Origin of the sequence: Paenibacillus sp. FSL K6-1566, assembly GCF_038050475.1 — a bacterium.
Classification (GTDB): domain Bacteria; phylum Bacillota; class Bacilli; order Paenibacillales; family Paenibacillaceae; genus Paenibacillus_AQ; species Paenibacillus_AQ lactis.
In genome coordinates, this window is sequence record NZ_JBBOSR010000001.1 from 6,134,401 (window position 1) to 6,152,735 (window position 18,335).

Sequence of the window (18,335 nt, forward strand, 5' to 3'; positions counted from 1 at the left end):
GCTGAGCGCTCTAGGATTCCATCACGCCTTTAGGGGCAGCCGTCGGCCCGGCAGGCATGCCTTCAACCGGCACCTTGGCGGCGGGAAGCTTTATGCTGACGAACGAGGATACCAGGAATATGGCTCCTGCCGTGAAATATACCGCAACGATCGACGATGCCGCCATATACCATCCCGTCAGTCCGGAGCCGATCAGCAGCATGCCGGTAAAGACCGGCGTCATGACGCCATTGAGACGCCCGATATATTGTTCATCAACCTGCCGCATCATCAGCGCCATCAAGACGGTTTGCGCCAGCGCCATCAGCACGCCCGTAACAAAACGCATGGCACCGGTCAGGAGCGGCCACTTCGACAGTACTTCGATGCATGTGGACACCCCCAGGAAGGCAAGGCCAGCAAACAGAAGATACGAGCCTTTCACCCTCCCGGCGATGACGGCAGCAATAATCCCCCCGATCAGCATCCCTGCACCCTCAAGCGCGGTAAACCACTGCACGCTGGTCATATCCAGCATCAACCGCTCGGTGATGACAAAGATATCGAGCGGCTGGACAAGTCCCGCCCCGAGCGCCAGAAGAACATAAACCACCAACAGCACCTTCAGCCATCCGGTACGGCCGATGTAGCGGAAGCCCTCCTTCAGTTCTTCTGTAAAAGAGCTTGCAGATTCGGCCCTATCCGCTGCTTCATCCACATGCGAGGGGAGGAATGCCAATACGGCGGCAGAGCCGGCAAATATGACAAGCAGACCAATCAGTGACGCTTCGAGGCCGAAGGCTTGATAGATCGTCGTCCCGATCATCGGCCCTAGAATAATGAACAGCGACATGAGCGTCTGGGACAATGCCGTCGCCGACGAGACATGCTCATCCGGCAAGCAGCGCTTGATGATCTTGAACGAGGACGGCTGGGAGAATTGGGAGACAACGGCCGAGATCAGCGTCACGGCGAAGGCCGCCTGCCAATATCCTGCAAATACGACGAACAGGATGAGCAGCACGGATAAGAAACTCAGGATGTCCCCCCAAATCATCGTGCGCTTCGGCCGCCAGCGGTCGGCTAGTACGCCGCCGATAATCGAAACCAGAAAGATCGGCGCATATTCAATAACGGTCAGAAGCGATATGGCTACCGGGTTATGATGGCTTTTCTCCATAATGAAGTAGAGCAGCGCCATGTTGCGGATCCAGATGCCGATGTTCTGCAGGACATCCGAAATCGTGAGCAGTACAAATGCTTTGTTGCGAAACAGATGCTTCATTGTTCATGCCCCCTTAGTTGAAACCGACTAGTCGGTTTATTTATATTCATAAAAGCACGGAGCATGCCTTCGCATGTTCCTATGCTTTATCAAAAGAAGCTTGGTCATCCGGTCAGTCCTCGGCTCGCCCAGTCATCACCCCTTGCAGAAAAATGCTGACGCCCTTCCGGTACAGCATGCGCAATTCCTCTTGTGACCGTTCATAGAACGTGGTCGACAAGCCGTCGAGAAGGGATCCGAATATAACGGATACTTCCTCGATATCCTCCGGAGAAATGATTCCTTGATCGGCACCCTCCTCCAGGATTTCCAGGTACAGGGCCCGCGGCCCCTGCAGGATCGCCAGCAATTTATTCAGCAGCGTATTGTCATTCGGCTGGTTGATGTAAAATTCCTCTGCAACCTTCGTGAGCGGGTTTTGAAAATCATCGACCATATGATCAGCGATCCCATACAGCTTCTCTTCAAAGCTTCCGTACTTCGCCTTCTTCTCGTGCCATGCTTCCATCCATTCCTGATTCTGTTTGGCAAGTAGCTGGATAAAGAGATCCTCCTTGCTGTCAAAATGGTAATAGATGCTGCCCTTGCTGGCACCGGTAAACTTGACCAATTCGTCCATGGACGTTGCCGCATATCCGCGCTGGATGAAGAGCATCTTCGCTTTCTCCAGAATAAGGTCCCGCTTCCGTTGAGCTTTCTCTGTTGCCATCGAAAAGCACTCCTTGCTACAATGAATTGCCGTTACGGACAAGGTCCTGCAGCCCTTCTTGGGTGGAACCAGAGCCCGATTTATCGCCATTGTTCAAACCAATTCGTTGATTTCAGAAAAAAACCGACTATGCGGTTTAATTTCATCCATCATACCCCAACCCTCCCGCAATGTAAAGGAAAGGCCTGAATAACTAGAACAGGAGGGCTTTCGTTTTATCGAAAACCCTCCTGTCATCGTGCTGCCTACATTCTTAGCTATGATTCGTCTTATTCCAAATTCCAGACAGCTCTGTCCATCTTCATCGGATCCCCGAAGCTCAGCTGCAGACCTTTGGCATCTTTAGCTACCTCATAGGAAATTTCACCCTTCAGCTCCTCCCCGGGTGCTATGGTTCCATCGAGGGTCTGCACATCCGAGGAGATCGCCGGCGTATAGTGCACCTCCTGGTCATCTGTCAGCGCAAACGATAAGGCGGACGAAATGACCACCGGCTCGGTTCCGTTATTTTTAACGGTTAGATCGACAACCTTGAACATATTGCCATCCTGGGGCTTTTTATAATCGTCCCCTTCCGATTCCCGCAATCCGTTCAGCGTAATCACGATTCCGTAATAGTCGATCCTATCGCCGACAACGCCTGTCTCGCCGGCACTCAGCTTCTTGCCACCGTCCGGCGTAGCGGTCTGATCCTCTTGGGGCTTGGCTGAAGGGTCTTCAGCGGACCCTGAGGCATTGCCTGAATCGCCGCCTCCGCTTACGGCAGGGGGCTGTTCCGCCGGCGGAGCAGCCTGATCATTCGAGCAGGCTCCAATAAGCAGCATCGTCAGTATTGCAGCCGAAATTTTTATCATCATCGGATTCATCCTCATTCATATTACCTCCTATCGCAGTCATGGCTTGATTAGAATCTTTCCTTAATCCTGAACTTAAATAGTTTCGCCATGCATTCGCAAAATCCTGCATAAACACGAAAAAGCCCCCTGGAAAGGGGGGCTTCGAAGGGATGAGTTATACGTGCACAGGTGTCTCGGTTTGGATTTCAGGCAGCGCCTGCAATCCCGCCGTATTCAGGAAGTTCCACGGCTTGTTGTAATGCGGCTGGAAGAAGAAATCGATAAAGGCCAGCTGGTCAATCGTCATCCGGTTCTGGATGCATACCGACAGCGTGTTGATCGACTGGGTCAAGTCTGCCTTGGAAATCACTTGGGCACCGATTACGCGGCGGGTTTCCGTCTCATATACGACCTTCAATGTTACCGATTCAGACGTCGGCATAAATTCCGGACGGTAATGATCGGTGATCGTTACGGCTTCGACCTGAAGTCCTTCATCCTTAGCGGCTCCTTCCGTCAGCCCAGTGGACGCGATGTTATGCTCATAAATTTTGAGGCCCGAGGTGCCTTGCGTCCCCATATAAGGGGTGGTGTGCTTCACCAAATTGCGGGCAACCAGCGTCCCCATCCGCACGGCGTTCGTCGCCAGCGGAATGTACATCATCTTGCCTGTCGGGTTATAGAGCACCGAGCAGCAATCGCCCGCTGCATAGACATCTGGCTTATTGGTCTGCATGTACGAGTTCACAACGATGGCTCCGTTGTCGAGCATGTCGACCTGTCCTTTAAACAGCCCTGTGTTCGGACGGAAGCCGATGCAGAGGATGACCAGATCCGTTTGGATTTCTCCCTTGTCGGTAATCACCTTGTTTACTTTGCCCTCCTCTCCCTGGAAGGAGGTTACCGTCTGACCGAGTGCCAGCTCAATTCCTTTTTCCCGGAAAGAATTCTCGATCTGATCACTGAATTCACGGTCCAAATATTTGTTCAGAATGCGGTCAGCGCTGTCGATCAGCGTAACCTGCTTGCCGTTTTGCTGAAAGGCCTCGACCAGCTCGACGCCGATATACCCGGCACCTACGACGGTGATATGCTTCGCATGACGCGCTTTTTCGATAATCGTATTGGAATGGCGGTAATTCTTCGAGAGCAGGATATTGTCCAGGTCAATGCCCTCAAGTTTCGGAACGATCGGCCAAGAGCCGGTCGTAATGATCAGCTTGTCGTACGTATCGTCAAAGGTTTCGGACGTGACCAGATTGCGCACCTTAAGGGTTTTGCGGTCGGTATCAACCGATACGATCTCGTGGCGCATCTTGGTGTCGACGCCCAGCTCTTCGAGCTTTTCCGGCGAGGAATAGAATAATCCATCCGGATCCTTCACGACGCCTCCGACATACAGTGCAATGCCGCACGATAAAAAGGAAATATTGTCATTGCGTTCATAAACGGTAATCTGTGCATCTGGATACAGCTTGGCGGTATTTACAATGGCAGACGTTCCTGCATGGGTACAACCAATAACGGCAACTTTCATGGTTTTTCCTCCTCCAAAGTAAAGCTTGTATTTGTTTAAGATGATCTGTTTGGCATGGAATCATGCTTGGTAACCGTTGATGCCATTTTGATCCGATGCCCAAGCTCGTTTGTGAATTAATTCACTTGGACTATGGTTTCATTATAATGTGATTTTATTCACATTTCAATAGGCTTTTGAAATAGCCACACTTTGTTCACAAATTCACAATCTTGTTGTGACTCATTCCATTGATTCTTATGATTGCGCAAACGGCAGACTGTTATTCCGATTTTGAGACTGGATAAAAGGGAATGAACGAGCTGGCTTCAGAGCATACTAATTCGGTCGTTTCCGCCAGGTACGTTTGACACCGAAGCCAGATGTTTTGAAAGGGGCTGCACAGCAAAAAACAGGACTGCAGTGACCGGATCGTCCAGCTAGATCCCGGCACTTACAGCCCTGCTCTTCGCATTCGCAAAACTCTCGAAATCTTTAATCCAGCAGCGATTCAATTGCGCTTCTCATCGATTCAGGGCTCTCCCGCGGCTCAAACCGCTGCACGACTTGACCCTCCCGATCTACAAGAAACTTGGTGAAGTTCCAGGCAATCTCTCCGTTTCCTTCAGGACCTGGCTGCTGAGACTTCAAATATTGAAAGAGCGGATGGGCTTCTTCCCCGTTTACATCAATCTTCCCGAAAATCTTGAACGTTACGCCGTAATTCAATTGGCAGAACGATTCCGCTTCCTCGCTTGAACCCGGCTCCTGTCCTCCGAACTGGTTGCAAGGAAAGCCTAGCACCTCCAGACCTCTGGACTTGTACTGCTCATATAACTCCTGAAGCTCCCCGTACTGCGGAGTCAGCCCGCATTGGCTGGCCGTGTTCGCAATAAGCAGCACATTGCCCTTATAATCCTCAAGCGAAATGGCTTTGCCTTGTGTATCGACGGCTTGATAATCATAGATTGACATCATTCATTCCCTCCTCTATAGTGCGACCCTGTTTGGATTACGCTGATCCGGCGTGCACCATCTATTCCTCATCATACCTGAAATCATGGGGTGAACCAAATTTCCATACCTCGGACTGATACCCAAATGAAAACATTTGTATTATGATAATTTTATATGGGCAGGCGAGGAACATTCACAGCCTGTTTTGCCGTCCGTGCAGGTCTTCAGTTTCGTCCTATCCCTTCCCGGGAATGGGATTGGATGGGCGTACCCTGCTGCAGCATGGAGCTGCCATTTCACATGTAAGCGAGGAAGAAGCATGAAATTGTACCCAGAAATGTTTTTATCCCCTTGGCATCTCATTGTCCTCCTCTTTGTCCTAATTGCATGGGTAGGACTTATGATTGGCCGTTACGACCGGAAAACCATACTGCGCAGTACCGGCCTCACGGCTTTGGTATTTTATTTTATCGTGACGATTCCCGTGGGTCTGATCACCCAAGACTCCTTGTATAAGCAAGAAACGATGCTGGCCGAGCTGGACCAGAGTTTCGCGGAACAGAAGGAGAAATCCAGTTTGATGAGCGTCCAGGATCATATCATGGTTTATGTCGGAGCTTACAAAAATGATGATGGTGCCGATATTCTCGTCTATGCCGGCAATTACCACAGCAGCGAAACATTCACCGGCAATATAAAAGTTTCCGTTTACGATAAGGACAAAGAAGACGTATTTGCTAAAACTTACGAGCACGTGACGCTCGCACCCGGGGAGAAGAAGGAGCTCGACACGACATATACAAGTCAGCCGATGGATACCTACTACATCCAATACGAAGCGCAGCCCTAGGGCTGCGCTTCTGTGATCTCATATGGGGCGCAGCGACGACAGGTATTCTCGACACGTGCGATCATGTCAAACACCACACATGCAACCGACAAGCTTTATGCTCACTACTCACTAAAGAAGTTTATTTTGCGCGATCATCCATCCGTCAATTGGTGAAGCGTACGGGAACAGAATAGCTGCTTCCGCTCAGCATTACAGCTACTGACCCTTTGACAAATCGATCTCCGATTCCGGGGTGTGCCGGGCTGGTCTGTACGGTTCAGGCGCCGGTGGCAAATTCTTGGCATCGCGGTTCTTCCGCAATCGGCGAACCCCAAGATAGATCAGACCATATAGGGGCAGAAGCATGAAGGACATGGCTATGAGATTCCCGGACATCATGTAGGACGGATCGGTTTCGACATCCGAAAAGTCCACAAAAAAGAATGAAACAAGTGAAGCCAAGGAAAAAATAATCATCTGCAGCCAGCGCATCCATTTCACTAAGGTAAAGAACAATATGCACGAGCACCCGAATAATACAGTCGTGTACCCGTAATTATTCGGGTCAATCGAGCCGTTCTCGGCCAATCTTACCAGCCAAAAGCCGATGGCGAATTGAACCGGGAATACGAGCCAAGCCAGCTTGCCGACCCCGCGAAAGGCGGATTTCCTTTTTCTCAGCTCCTCCTCGTATTCCAGACGCTTCATCTCATGCTCAAGCTCTTCCAATTCGGCTTCCGTATACTCGCGATGCTGCTCCTCTTCGATTAGCTGTTCCATGTACGGACGGAAGTCACGCTCGATATTCCCGTCAAATTCCGCTGCCTTCAAATCCTCATCGCTCCGCAGCTGCTGCGGCACCGATGCATCACGGAAATCATGGATGACGAGCGAGGTAAGGTATAACGGTATATTTCTTCGGCCCATGGCCTCCAGCCAGCGGTTCGCGTCCATCGGATCCAGGAACGGAACGGCGATGGCCCGCTCCCCCATTCCGCTTCGGGCAATCAGGTACAGGACCGGCATCAATTCGAACATCGCGCTTTTTTCCATCATTTTGGTTTTCTTATAAGCATAGCTGTATTGGAGCACGTAACGGCCATAGTACATCTCCACCACATCGGTCAGGAAGACGCTCCCTTGCTCCGATTCTCCCGTAGCCGAATCCCACAGCTCGTATTCAACGCGATCCTCATACAGCGCGAATCGGTCCAGATGCGTATTGGCCCACACCTGATTTCTCAGGCTTTTCAACAATTTGACCAACATGATCATTCCGACAGGCACGGCCAGCAAGCTAAGCCAGGTCCAGACGGAAGGCCAGCGAAGCAGAAGAATTACCGGGCCGACGATCAGCCCAAGGCCGATCAGTATGCCGATCGTATACGCCTCAAACGTCAGCACCCAGTAAAAGGGCTGCATCTTGGGCTTTTTCTGCTCATGAATCAACAGCGACATGCAGGCAACTCCTTTGTCTTCAACGATTGAATATCATCCTTTATGTATAAATGCTCTAACCTTTATAATACGGCAAAATCCTTTCCAAGAGGAGATGAATTTAGGCCCTATTTTAGGAAGCTCCATGTATATCTATCGGACAAAGATGGCGGTAAATCAAAAAAAGCCTTCCCCGGCATCACCTGCCGGAGAAGACCTATGACGCTCTTTGAAAATGCCTAAGCCTAGCGTTTCTGGGCCAGCTTGACGAGGAGATGAGCCAGCTTGTGCTGCTCCTCTGGTGTGCCCACCTTCCACAATTCCTGAAGAAGCTTCTCCTCCGAATTTCTAGGCTCTTCGTTTGCAGCCAGATAGCCGGCCACCTTTTCCGCCGCCTGGGCAAGCTGCTCCTCATTCAATCCGATGCTCTCGGCCAGCTGAATTCGCTTGTTCAAATAGGCCTGAAACGAGTCGAAATCAGCCAGGATCCGCTCCTTCTCCTTATCGTCAATCCGATCTATCGCGTCATCGACCTTACTTACATCGAGCTCACCGTTCTTGTTCACGACATGATTATGTTCAGACATGATAACGCCTCCTTGTGATTGGATTAGATAACGATCAGTTATTAACCGCAAGGCCTGCAAATGAACCACCGGATGGCGTTAACGGCCGCGCCGTCCACCGCTCCGGCCGCGTCCTCCCCGGCTGCCGGAGCCGCGGCTGCCGCCCTGGTTGGCCTGGCCACGGGCGGGGCTGCCGCTGCGGCCGCCGGATCTTGCCGATCCACGGCCGGCACCGCCTTGGCTCTTGCTCTGCCCACGGCTGCGCTCTTCCGCGCCTGCACGTCTCCCGGGCCCGCCGCTCTCTTCCCTGCGTGGCTGCTCCGCTCTCCCCTTGGCTTGGGAGCGGCCTCCCCGGCCATCGGCGCTGCCGCCGCCTCCCCGGGAGCTGCGGTCCGACTGGCCGCGGCGTGCCGAGCCCGTTCCGCCTTCTCTTCGCCCGCCGCCTTGCCCCCGCTCACGGTCAGACTCAAGCGAAGAGACATGTCTAGCTTTTCTCGGACGGCCGGACTCCATACCCGCATTGTTCGCGCGCTCCTCCTGGACGTTCCCCTCGTGTGCGTCATAGCGCACCCGCTTCAAGCGAAGCGAGATGCCCTCCTCGATCCGCGCCAGGTCCGAACGGTCCTTGGCAGCCATAAAGGTCACTGCCATTCCGCTGCCTCCCGCGCGCCCCGTCCGGCCGATCCGGTGGATGTAACTTTCAACATCATGGGGCATATCGTAGTTAAAAACATGGGTAACCCCTTCCACATCCAGCCCCCGGGCTGCCACGTCCGTGGCGACCAAGAGCTGAAGCTTGGCTTCCCGAAACCGTTTCATGACCGCTTCACGCTTGGCTTGGGACAGATCACCGTGAAGCTCGTCCGATTCGTATCCGGCAGCAAGCAGGGCTTCGTTTAGAGCCGATGCCCGCCGCTTGGTACGGCAGAAGATGATGGCAAGAAACGGCCGGTAGCGCTCGATCATGGCCCGAAGGGCGTCCTGCTTGGACCGGTCGGTGCACTCGACAACCACCTGCTTGATCTGCTCCAACGGAATGGGGGATGCCCCTTTTATAACAATATCTTCAGGTTTATTCATGTAACGAGCCGCAAGCTGCTTCACCCCTGCAGGCATCGTAGCCGAGAAGAGCATCGTCTGGCGTCGGTATGGAAGGGCATCGATCAGCGCCTCCACTTCGGCCAAAAAGCCCATATGCAGCATTTGATCCGCTTCATCGAGCACGAGCATTTTAACCCCGCCGAGCTCCAGTGTGCCGCGTCGCAGATGATCCAGCAGCCTTCCCGGCGTGCCGATAATCAAATGCCGGCCGCCCTCCAGCTTGCGCAGTTGCTTCTCGACATCCTGGCCGCCGTACACGGCCAATATTTTAATCCCGTCCGTTTCCCCTGCGGTCAGCTTCCGGGCTTCCTCCGTGATTTGGAGGGCCAATTCCCGGGTTGGCGCGATGATGAGCGCTTGCGGGAAAGGACGATTCGGATCGATATGCTGCAAAATCGGGAGCATAAAGGCCAGCGTTTTGCCGGTTCCGGTCCGCGCCCGGGCAATGACATCCTTCCCTTCAAGCAGCAGCGGAATCGTCTCCTGCTGCACCGGCGTCGGTACCGCGATTCCCTGCTCCTTCAATTTTCTCACTCTCTGCTCGTCAATGCCCAGCTGTTGAAAGTTCGGCAAACGTTCCACCTCATTTAAGTATTTTTCGCTATTGAATCGTATTAAGAAACTGACAAACGACCCTGTCTTTGGTAATGTCAATATTAGAAGATTCATCCCACCACGGCAAGGAGGTGTCCCGAATGAATCCGCTCCAGCTCATAGTCACTGTACTCGTTCTGCTGATCCTGCTCACCTTGATTAACATGATGATGAATTATGTTTCAAGACGGGACGGGGAGCCGCCCGTCCCCCTTAAGAGAAAGCTGTGGCTTGTTCCGCTTCTCGCAGCCTTTATCATTGTGCCGATCGAGCTGTTCTCCATCCTGTATGCACTCCTGTTCCGGGTGACCGATTCTGCGGGACAGATGCTTGCCTATAACAGCGGCGGCGTGCTGCTAAGCCTGCCCCTGCTGCTCTTGATCGGGTTCCTGATCTTTGAAGGCCTCGTGCACCCGATCATGATCACCCTGCTGCGCCTATGGCTGCGGCGGGACGCTTCCGTATACGTCAAGCAGACCGTCACCGTGATCACCGATTCGATCCTGATTTACGCACTCGCGTCGGTGATCCCTGCCGTTCCGGTCGGCAGCTGGCTCCATGCGCTCATCATCGCCGTATTCTATCATCTCATAGAATGGGTCCTGATCGGCATTCAGGCTTGGATCCAGCAGCGTAAACGGGCCAAAGCCGCGGCCCCTGGCTAAACAGCCTTGATAAGCCCACGGCTAGAAACGGCCCGATTTAAAGATCGAATACAGCAGCCATGCCACCATGAGCAGCGCCACGATGAACCCGACCTCGATCACCGGGAAATTCCATAGCATCATGGGCTCCCGGCTCAAGGAGGAACCGATGATAAGTCCAACCATAATGATGCTGAAGGCCAGCAACACGATGCTGAATGAGAGCCGGTTGCTGATCTGGTCCAGCTTCCGCATCAGCTGCTGCAGCTCCGGCACGCTGATTTCCACCCGGAGCTTTCCTTTGCTGATCAAGGCCGACAGCTGCCTGGCCTGTCCGGGCAAATCCAGCAGACTTTCTGCAAGCCCCGCCAATCCGTCCAGCACCTTCCTTCCAATCCTGCGCGAATTATAGCGCTCCTTCAGCAGCTTCCGTCCGAAAGGCTCCGCCATGTCGATGATGCTGATTTCCGGATCCAGCATTTCGATGACTCCTTCCAGCGTCAGCAGCGATTTGCCGAGCAGCGTCAAATCCGGCGGGAGCATAATCCGGTGCCGCTGGGCAACGGTGAACAGGTCGGTAAGCGCCTTCCCCAAGCGCACTTGAGAGAACGGCACGTCATAATATTCGCTCCGCAGCCGATCCATATCCGACCGCAAGGCGTCCATATCGCAATCATCGGGTATGAGTCCCATCTTGGAGATCGCGCGGATCATCCCTTCCGAATTTCGGCGCATCAAAGCAATGATCAGCCCCGAAAGATGATCCCTCATGTCCTCGCTCAACTGCCCGACAAGTCCAAAGTCCAGGAAGACGAGCTTTCCATCCTCGGCGACAAGCAAATTGCCCGGATGGGGATCGGCATGGAAAAAGCCTTCGATAAAAATCTGTTGAAGCATGCCGTCTATAAGATGCTCCGCAATCTCCTTCAGGTCATAGTTCTTTGCGGCCAGCTCCTGCCGGCGGCTAAGCGTAATGCCCTCCGCGAACTCCATCATCAGCACTTTCGAGGATGTATATTCCCAATATATCCGGGGAATACGGATATACTCATGGTCATCCAGCCGGGATGAAATCTTCTCAGCGTTACGTGCCTCGTGACTGTAATCCAGCTCCGCCATCATCGCTCTGGCAAATTCATCCACAATCCGGTCGACCCGGTACTGCTTCACCCAATCCCAGTGGCGCTCGGCGATCGAGATCATGTCCCGCAGGATTTCCAGATCGCGGCCGATCATCCTGGCCACACCCGGCCGCTGTACCTTGATCGCTACACGCTCACCGCTCTTCAGCAGGCCGGCATGCACCTGTCCGATTGAAGCGGCGGCAAGCGGCTTCTCTTCAAATTCCTGCAGTACATCATGTATCGGCATGCCCCATTCCTGCTCGATCAGCTCCCGCGCGCTGGCGGAAGAGAACGGAGGAACCCGCTCCTGCAGCTTGACCAATTCCTGGATAATATGGTCAGGCAGCAGATCCGATCTTGTGCTCGCTAATTGGCCCAGCTTCACGAATGCCGGTCCAAGATCCTCCAGCACCCTCCGAATCCGTTCCCCGAGCGTAACGGTCTCCGGCTGCTCCCTGGAGCTCCAGCGGACGGGCATCGACAGGACATGGAACAGTCCCATCTCCTCCACCATATAGCCAAAGCCATGGCGCATTAGCGCCATGGCGATTTCCCGGTAGCGTCCGGCATGCCTCATTCGGACCGCCATCTAATCCTGCTGCGGCCCTTCCAATTCCACGATTTTCCTCTCAAGGACAGCGATGCGCTGTTCCAGGCTCGCGACATCGGTTCCTTTCGGCACGTCCAGTTCGGACAGTACGCGCTGCACCTGTTCATAAATATACGTCTTGATCTGGGACTGCTCTTCCTCGCCGCGTTCGATGAGGCGATTCACCAGCGCTTTGGATTCTGTGGGCGCCAGCTCCCCGCGCTTAACCAGATCGTCCACGATTTTCTCGACTTTTTCTTTGCTGACAACGGTAAGGCCCAATCCTAACGAGATTGCTTTCTTAAAAAGATCACTCATGATTTTATCCCTCCCGATCTTGTCTGGTTCCATTATAACCGTTCGCGCTGGTAAAAACATCTATCCGCAAAGCTTCAGCACCCATGTCCTGTGAGCGCTCCCGGTTTATAGGCCGGCATTGTGAAAATTTAGATTCCAGCCGCTCCCCGGGTCAAATCTAGAGACGAACAAAGCCGTTTCGCTCTATAACTGTGCTGATGGGAAGTCGATCTTTGGATGTTGCAAAATCTCATATACTTAGAATTACCCGGATCCGGCCGTAAATATGAGAGCATGGATACCGATCTGTTAACGCCTAGTCGAGGAAAAGAAAACAGACCGACAGGGCATTGCCCCACGGTCTGCACGCTTTTCATAAGATCACTCAATCTTAATCGTTATAACGATCATCGTCATCGTCGTCATGATCATTATCGTCATGATCATTATCGTAACGGTCGTCTTGATCATCGTCATGATCGTCATCATGATCATCATCGTCGTGATCGTACTCGGACTTTACGATTTTCCCGCTCAGGGCGTTGACCTCGACTTCCATGCTGCCTTTGGAGGTCTTCACTTCAACGTCATAGATCCAGCGGTTATCGTCCTCATCCAGATCGACGTCAGTCACCGTGCCGCCTCCCGCATGCTTCAATGCAGCTGCAGCGGCCTGTCCTGCGCCGATCAAGCCGCTGGGATAACGATCGCGGTCATCATCAAAATCATCATCTCCATCATAGTGGTGGTGATATTCGAAAGTCCGCTTCCCGAGCGTTTTGCCGGTTGATGCGTCAATCCATAGCTTGGTGCCCCGATCACTTTGTTGGATGTACACCTTATAAGCGAGCTGTCCTTTATAGTGTACCAGATCGATATCTTTTACCGTTCCTTTGGCGACAGCCAGTGCAAGCTGCTCCGCCTTCTCGACACTGATCAGCTGCTTGCCCGTTTGCGCTGCAGTCGTCGTACCGGTGCTTGCACTTCCGTTCGAGCCCGCAGCCTGCACGGCATTATATCCGTATACGCCGCTTGCCGCTATAGCCACGGACAGCGCGCCGGCCCACAGTATTTTTTTCTTCATCTTGTTCTTTCCCATCGTAATAACCTCCTCATGTCTTATCGATCGTTCTCTTTACAATTTCATTATAACGCTCCAATATGAGAGCATTCAGAGAGAAAGATTAGAAAACGATGATAAATGATAAAAGAGGTTGTTCAAAAGATCGTCTTTTGATCACGAAGTGAAATCAAGAAGTAACTCGTCTGATCCATTCCCTAATCATCCCACGTTACGGTCATAATCTTGCCGGTAATGGCATGAACCTGGATCGTGGCTTCCCGCCCATCGCTCTTCTCAATTTCGACCAGATAATAACGAACGCCGTCATCCTCGCGGTATTCGATATCCTCGATCGTCCCGGGAACCTTAGCAAGCGATACCTTCTCGGCGTGCTCCCTCGTGATCATCCGCATCGGCGGATTCTCTGGTTCGGTGCCTTCGCCATCGTCAGAGTCCTCCGGGGTTCCGCCTGACCCCTCCCCATTCGGCTCCGAAGGTGGTTTACTCCCCTGGCCTTGTCCCTGACCCTCGCTCTGACCCGTCCCGCGGTTATCCGGATCAGGAGGCTCGGGCTGCTGTCCGGTCGGATCCTGATTGCCAGACCCGCCCTTTCCCTTCTCCAGCTGTTCGATCGACACAATGCTGCCTTCGCGAGCATCCACAGCCAAATCATATTTGCCTTGATCGGACACCAGCTGAACCCGGTACACATCGCCGTCCAGCGCTGTATCCGTTATCGTCCCATTTGGGTAGAGAGTTTCCACTTTACCTATAATTTCATCCTCGCTCATACGCTCGGACGAAACACTGAACGGCTTCCACAGCAGCGTACCGGCCACCACGACGACGACCAGCAGAAGACCGCCCGTCAGCATCCCCATTTGTTTTCGCATCCCAATCACCTCGGGTAGATTCTGTTCATTAACGCAAGTATACCGCAGCAAGGTTAGAAATCGATGAGAAACAAAAGGGCGTTTAACCTTGACCTCGGGTCCCGGAAGGCTGCAGCCGGATCGTGGCGGTGGTGCCGACTCCCGGCAGGCTTTCGAGCTCCAGTTCTGCCCCGACGGCCTCTGCAATCTCCTTCGCCAGCGACAAGCCGAGGCCTGCTCCGCCGGTCTTCCTGCCGCGAGCTTCATCGACACGGTAGAAACGGTCAAACACATGCTCCAAATCTTCCTTCGATATGCCGATTCCCCGGTCAATGACCCGAATATATACCCCGGGCGGCTTCCTTCCGACTTCGATGACGATCGACTCATCGCTGTACTTGCGGGCATTATCAAGGAGGATGAACAGCAGCTGCTTCAGCCTGCGGCTGTCCGTCCAGGCGTGCACCTCGCCTTCAGCGCGGACGTCAACCTTCCGACTGTAGGCATCCCGGATCGCACGCGCCGATCCGTTTGCCAGCTCGGAGAGCTCCACGGATTCCATCTCGATCTTCCATGAATCCTGATTCCTCGCCAGCAGCAGCAGCTGCTCGGTCATCTCCTTCATTCGGATCGCTTCCGAATGGATCGCTTCCACCGACTCCTGAAACAGCTCCGGCCGCTCAAGTCCTCTGCGCTTCAGCAGACTGGCATAGCTCTCGATAATCGTAAGCGGGGTCTTCAGCTCGTGCGAGGCGTTGGATACGAACTGCTCCTGCTTCTCATGATTGCTCTCGAGCAGCGTGATCATATCATTGAATGCCGCTCCCATCTCCGTCAGCTCGTTTTTCGGCTGCTCCTTAAGCTCGATCCGGCGGAACCGTCCGCTCTCGCGGATATCCTTCATCGTGCGGGTGAGCGCCGTTATCGGCTGCATAATCAAGCGGCCCAGCACGCGGGTCGACACGACGATCGGAATCAGGCCGATGGCCGTGACGGCCACGAGCACGACACGAAGCGCCTTCAGAATATCCATCGTTGGAGCAAGCGTGCGTGCAAGCTGAATATTGTTAACCGAGCCGTCCGGCCAAATGACCGGGATCGAGGCGAATGCGTACGTTTCCCCTTGGATCGTGATCAGCCGCACCTGCTCCCTTGTATCATACGGCTCATCAAGGCCGTCCAGCTCCACGCCTGGCGCCGTCGTCAACCGCTGGGGGCTGCTGTTATCGGGCATGACCACCTTGATCCCTGCGCCAGCCGGAACATAGCTGCGCTGCAAGTCGGCGAGCGGGACGGATTTCGCGGCCTCCACCATATTACCGGCGATCTGCACGGCTTCGGCCTTCGTCTGCTTAAGCTGGCTATCCACCGTCATCCGGCTGAATACAAAGTAAACCAAAATATTCATGACGATCAGAATGACCGCCATAAGTACCGATGAATACAGATGAATTCGGCTGCTCAGCTTCATGGGCTGTCCTTCAGCACATAGCCGACGCCGCGGACGGTATGAATCAGATCGGGCAGGCCGTCAAGATCGATTTTCTTCCGCACATAACGTATGTACACATCGACGACATTCGTATCGCCGTAATAATCGTATCCCCATACCGCCGCCAGAATTTGCTCGCGGTTCAGCACCTGCCGTTGATTTTTGAGCAGGTAAACGAGCAGATCGAATTCTCGGGGCGTCAGCTCGATCTTCGTTCCGGCCCTGACGACCTCGCGCGTTCCTTCATGGAGCTTAAGGTCACCGGCGGAAAGCCATTCTCCTCCCGGCTCATTGTCGTTCTGGCGCGTCCCCTGAAGGCGAAGCGCTGCCCGGATTCTGGCGAGGAGCTCCTCGATCTGAAACGGCTTCGTGATATAATCGTTAGCCCCCAGATCAAGACCCGACACCTTATCCTCAACCGAGCTCTTGGCGGTGAGCAGCAGCACCGCCGTGTGCGTATCCTGGCTCCGGATGCGCCTCAGCAGCTCGATGCCGCTCATGCCCGGCAGCATGACGTCTAACAGAATCAGATCGAAGGACCCGCTTCGATATACGCTCAGCGCATCCAGTCCGTTATCCGCTTTGGCAACCTCATAGCCCTCGCTCTCCAGCTCAATTTCCAGCAGACGGGATATTTTAGCTTCATCTTCGACGATTAAAATCTTCCCGTTGTTCATCCAATCCCTCCTACAGGCATGCTCCGTATGATTTAGCCCGGAACGCGCGCCGCCCATTTGGCGGCCTGCGTGATGAGCCTCCGAAGCTGCGGCTGAAGGAAGCTCGGCTCATGATGGCCCGGCATAACAAAGACCACCCGGCCGATTCCGTACGTATGGCACCAAGCGGCCGGCCACTGCTGACCTTCATACTCGTAGTGCAGCAGCACCGTTTTTTCCGTAAACGGGCTAAAGGTGAAGCGATACGGTTCCTCATCCAATACAAACGGCTCCACGCCTTCCGTAATATCAAGATCGTTCTCGGCGGGAACGAAATACAGCTTATCCATCGGCGGATGGCCGTCAAACCGCGCTCCGATGAGCTGGGCCAGCTCATACCGGTTAGCCAGCGTAATGCCGTTATGAATGACAAGCAGGCCGCCGCCGCCGCTGACATAGGACAGCAGGCCCGCCGTCTGCCGGGGAGATACGCGTTCATCCCACAAGTCGCTGTAGGCAATGCACAGCTCATAGGGATACAGATTGCTCTCGTGGAGCATTTTATGATTTTCGGTGCATTGCACCGTGAACATGTCGTTTAAAAGATGTGTTACTTGTTTATCGATCCCTTGGAGCGGGTGAAACTTGGGGTGGGTATAGCTGCCTAGCAGCAGTGCTTTTCTTTTATCCATGGGGCATCCTCCTATTTACTACTTACAATATTACACGCGATGGTCCATTACATGCACGAGCCTAAGAATCAATCCGGAAGACACGCCCGTCTCCCTCCCCTATCATGCCATTAATTCGCTGATTGGGCAAAATATCGACCGAGCTCGACCATCATGCTGCCCATGCGCTCATCTTCGGGGACAAGCAGGCGCGTGATCCCTTCCTCGCGCAGCCCCTGCGCCGTTACCTTGCCGACGGCAACGGCGATCACTGGCCCGCGGAATGCCTCCAGCACCGCTTCGAGCTTGCCGTGATCCTTGGCGAAATCAGCCAGAAACCGGAATTGCGGCGCACTGGTGAACGCAACGGCATCCACCTTGCCCTGGATAATTTCGTCCACCAGCAACGAGATGTCTTCCTCCCGCGGCGGTATATGCTTATACGGCAAGATCGGCTCCACCTGAGCGCCCCGGCTCTCCAGCCATTCCACAAGCTTAGGCGCGGATTCGCCATGCAGCTGGAGGATGACGCGCTGGCCTGCCAGATCAAACGGCGCAAGCGCCCGAATGAGGCCGGATGTGCTGCCGTCATCATCTCTTACGATGGGCGTAAGCCCTCTTTTTTTCAACGCGTTCACCGTTTTGTAACCGCGCGCGGCAATGGTTGTTTGCGTAAGCGTTGCATTCAACCGGTCCAAAGCGCCCATCTGCTCCGCCATATCATAGATGGCCTCAAGGCCAATGCCCGTCGTAAATATCGCCCATGGCGGTGCGGGCTCTTTAAGCCAATCCTCAATCGATTCACGCAGTACCTCATCATCCAAAAAAACCGTTCCCTGTGCCGGACGAATCAGCGGGGTTCCCCCCATCTTCTCCACCAGCTTTGCCATTTCCTCCGCTTTGCGGGGGCCGGCCAGGGCCACAACCCGATCTTTCATATGCTGTGCCATTATTTTGCCTCGCTCTCCTAGAGTGTGCAGGTTCTGCCATTTGACTCCAGTATACTGGCCCGATCCGCAGAGCGAAAGTCACTTTGGTCTTAAACTTCGGCAGCAAGCCTTATAAAAAAGCAGCGAAGGGAATGCATCCCCTTCGCTGCTTGAACGTTCAGCTCG

General features: G+C 53.8%; 18 protein-coding genes. 2 read left to right on the forward strand and 16 right to left on the reverse strand.

From position 1 onward, the window contains the following. Positions 1 to 10: 10 nt before the first annotated feature. The 5 genes from NST08_RS27525 to NST08_RS27545 form a co-directional block, all read right to left on the reverse strand. On the reverse strand, positions 11 to 1,264 hold the full coding sequence (locus NST08_RS27525) for an MFS transporter (protein WP_210094020.1): 1,254 nt from the start codon (positions 1,262 to 1,264) through the stop codon (positions 11 to 13). A 112-nt stretch (positions 1,265 to 1,376) separates the two neighbouring features. Continuing rightward, positions 1,377 to 1,973 (reverse strand): TetR/AcrR family transcriptional regulator, encoded by a 597-nt coding sequence (locus NST08_RS27530; RefSeq protein WP_144877945.1) that lies wholly within the window; start codon positions 1,971 to 1,973, stop codon positions 1,377 to 1,379. A 269-nt stretch (positions 1,974 to 2,242) separates the two neighbouring features. Then, positions 2,243 to 2,845 (reverse strand): DUF4352 domain-containing protein, encoded by a 603-nt coding sequence (locus NST08_RS27535; RefSeq protein WP_341342522.1) that lies wholly within the window; start codon positions 2,843 to 2,845, stop codon positions 2,243 to 2,245. Between the two features lie 139 nt (positions 2,846 to 2,984). Beyond that, the gene (locus tag NST08_RS27540; protein ID WP_144877944.1) at positions 2,985 to 4,346 is read right to left on the reverse strand and encodes an FAD-dependent oxidoreductase; all 1,362 of its coding nucleotides are present in this window, start codon (positions 4,344 to 4,346) and stop codon (positions 2,985 to 2,987) included. Positions 4,347 to 4,820: 474 nt separating this feature from the next. Next, positions 4,821 to 5,300 carry a glutathione peroxidase gene (locus NST08_RS27545; protein WP_341342660.1) on the reverse strand — a complete coding sequence of 160 codons (480 nt, stop codon included), beginning with the start codon at positions 5,298 to 5,300 and terminating at the stop codon, positions 4,821 to 4,823. A gap of 301 nt (positions 5,301 to 5,601) precedes the next feature. Here NST08_RS27545 and NST08_RS27550 point away from each other — a divergent pair, with 301 nt between their 5' ends. Then, on the forward strand, positions 5,602 to 6,132 hold the full coding sequence (locus tag NST08_RS27550; RefSeq protein ID WP_341342523.1) for a hypothetical protein: 531 nt from the start codon (positions 5,602 to 5,604) through the stop codon (positions 6,130 to 6,132). A gap of 198 nt (positions 6,133 to 6,330) precedes the next feature. Here the strand turns inward: NST08_RS27550 and NST08_RS27555 are convergent, their stop codons facing one another. The 3 genes from NST08_RS27555 to NST08_RS27565 form a co-directional block, all read right to left on the reverse strand. After that, the gene (locus NST08_RS27555; RefSeq protein WP_341342524.1) at positions 6,331 to 7,572 is read right to left on the reverse strand and encodes a hypothetical protein; all 1,242 of its coding nucleotides are present in this window, start codon (positions 7,570 to 7,572) and stop codon (positions 6,331 to 6,333) included. A gap of 224 nt (positions 7,573 to 7,796) precedes the next feature. After that, positions 7,797 to 8,138, reverse strand: coding sequence for a DUF3243 domain-containing protein (locus NST08_RS27560; protein WP_007128839.1), 342 nt, complete (start codon positions 8,136 to 8,138; stop codon positions 7,797 to 7,799). A gap of 78 nt (positions 8,139 to 8,216) precedes the next feature. After that, a complete protein-coding gene (locus NST08_RS27565; protein WP_341342525.1) occupies positions 8,217 to 9,791 on the reverse strand; it encodes a DEAD/DEAH box helicase in 1,575 nt (524 codons plus the stop codon). Between the two features lie 122 nt (positions 9,792 to 9,913). On the opposite strand from NST08_RS27565, the gene NST08_RS27570 reads away from it, so the two are divergent. Next, positions 9,914 to 10,477 (forward strand): hypothetical protein, encoded by a 564-nt coding sequence (locus tag NST08_RS27570; RefSeq protein WP_007128841.1) that lies wholly within the window; start codon positions 9,914 to 9,916, stop codon positions 10,475 to 10,477. Positions 10,478 to 10,498: 21 nt separating this feature from the next. Here NST08_RS27570 and NST08_RS27575 read toward each other — a convergent pair whose 3' ends face one another. The 8 genes from NST08_RS27575 to NST08_RS27610 form a co-directional block, all read right to left on the reverse strand. Next, positions 10,499 to 12,169, reverse strand: a complete 1,671-nt coding sequence (locus NST08_RS27575; RefSeq protein ID WP_341342526.1) for an ABC1 kinase family protein — start codon at positions 12,167 to 12,169, stop codon at positions 10,499 to 10,501. Continuing rightward, the gene (locus tag NST08_RS27580; protein ID WP_007128843.1) at positions 12,170 to 12,487 is read right to left on the reverse strand and encodes a phasin family protein; all 318 of its coding nucleotides are present in this window, start codon (positions 12,485 to 12,487) and stop codon (positions 12,170 to 12,172) included. It abuts the gene before it with no gap. Between the two features lie 370 nt (positions 12,488 to 12,857). Next, entirely contained in the window at positions 12,858 to 13,565 is a 708-nt protein-coding gene (locus NST08_RS27585; protein WP_028404108.1) for a PepSY domain-containing protein, read from the reverse strand. 179 nt (positions 13,566 to 13,744) lie between these two features. After that, complete coding sequence (locus tag NST08_RS27590) at positions 13,745 to 14,422, reverse strand: PepSY domain-containing protein (protein WP_007128845.1); 678 nt, start codon at positions 14,420 to 14,422, stop codon at positions 13,745 to 13,747. Between the two features lie 82 nt (positions 14,423 to 14,504). Then, on the reverse strand, positions 14,505 to 15,872 hold the full coding sequence (locus NST08_RS27595; RefSeq protein ID WP_210094026.1) for a sensor histidine kinase: 1,368 nt from the start codon (positions 15,870 to 15,872) through the stop codon (positions 14,505 to 14,507). After that, positions 15,869 to 16,570: a response regulator transcription factor gene (locus tag NST08_RS27600; protein ID WP_341342527.1), complete on the reverse strand. Its 702-nt coding sequence runs from the start codon at positions 16,568 to 16,570 to the stop codon at positions 15,869 to 15,871. The genes NST08_RS27595 and NST08_RS27600 overlap by 4 nt, the downstream gene beginning before the upstream one ends. Positions 16,571 to 16,602: 32 nt before the next feature. Then, positions 16,603 to 17,241 carry a ThuA domain-containing protein gene (locus tag NST08_RS27605; RefSeq protein WP_210094028.1) on the reverse strand — a complete coding sequence of 213 codons (639 nt, stop codon included), beginning with the start codon at positions 17,239 to 17,241 and terminating at the stop codon, positions 16,603 to 16,605. Positions 17,242 to 17,351: 110 nt separating this feature from the next. After that, complete coding sequence (locus NST08_RS27610; protein ID WP_210094029.1) at positions 17,352 to 18,170, reverse strand: uroporphyrinogen-III synthase; 819 nt, start codon at positions 18,168 to 18,170, stop codon at positions 17,352 to 17,354. Positions 18,171 to 18,335 lie beyond the last annotated feature (165 nt).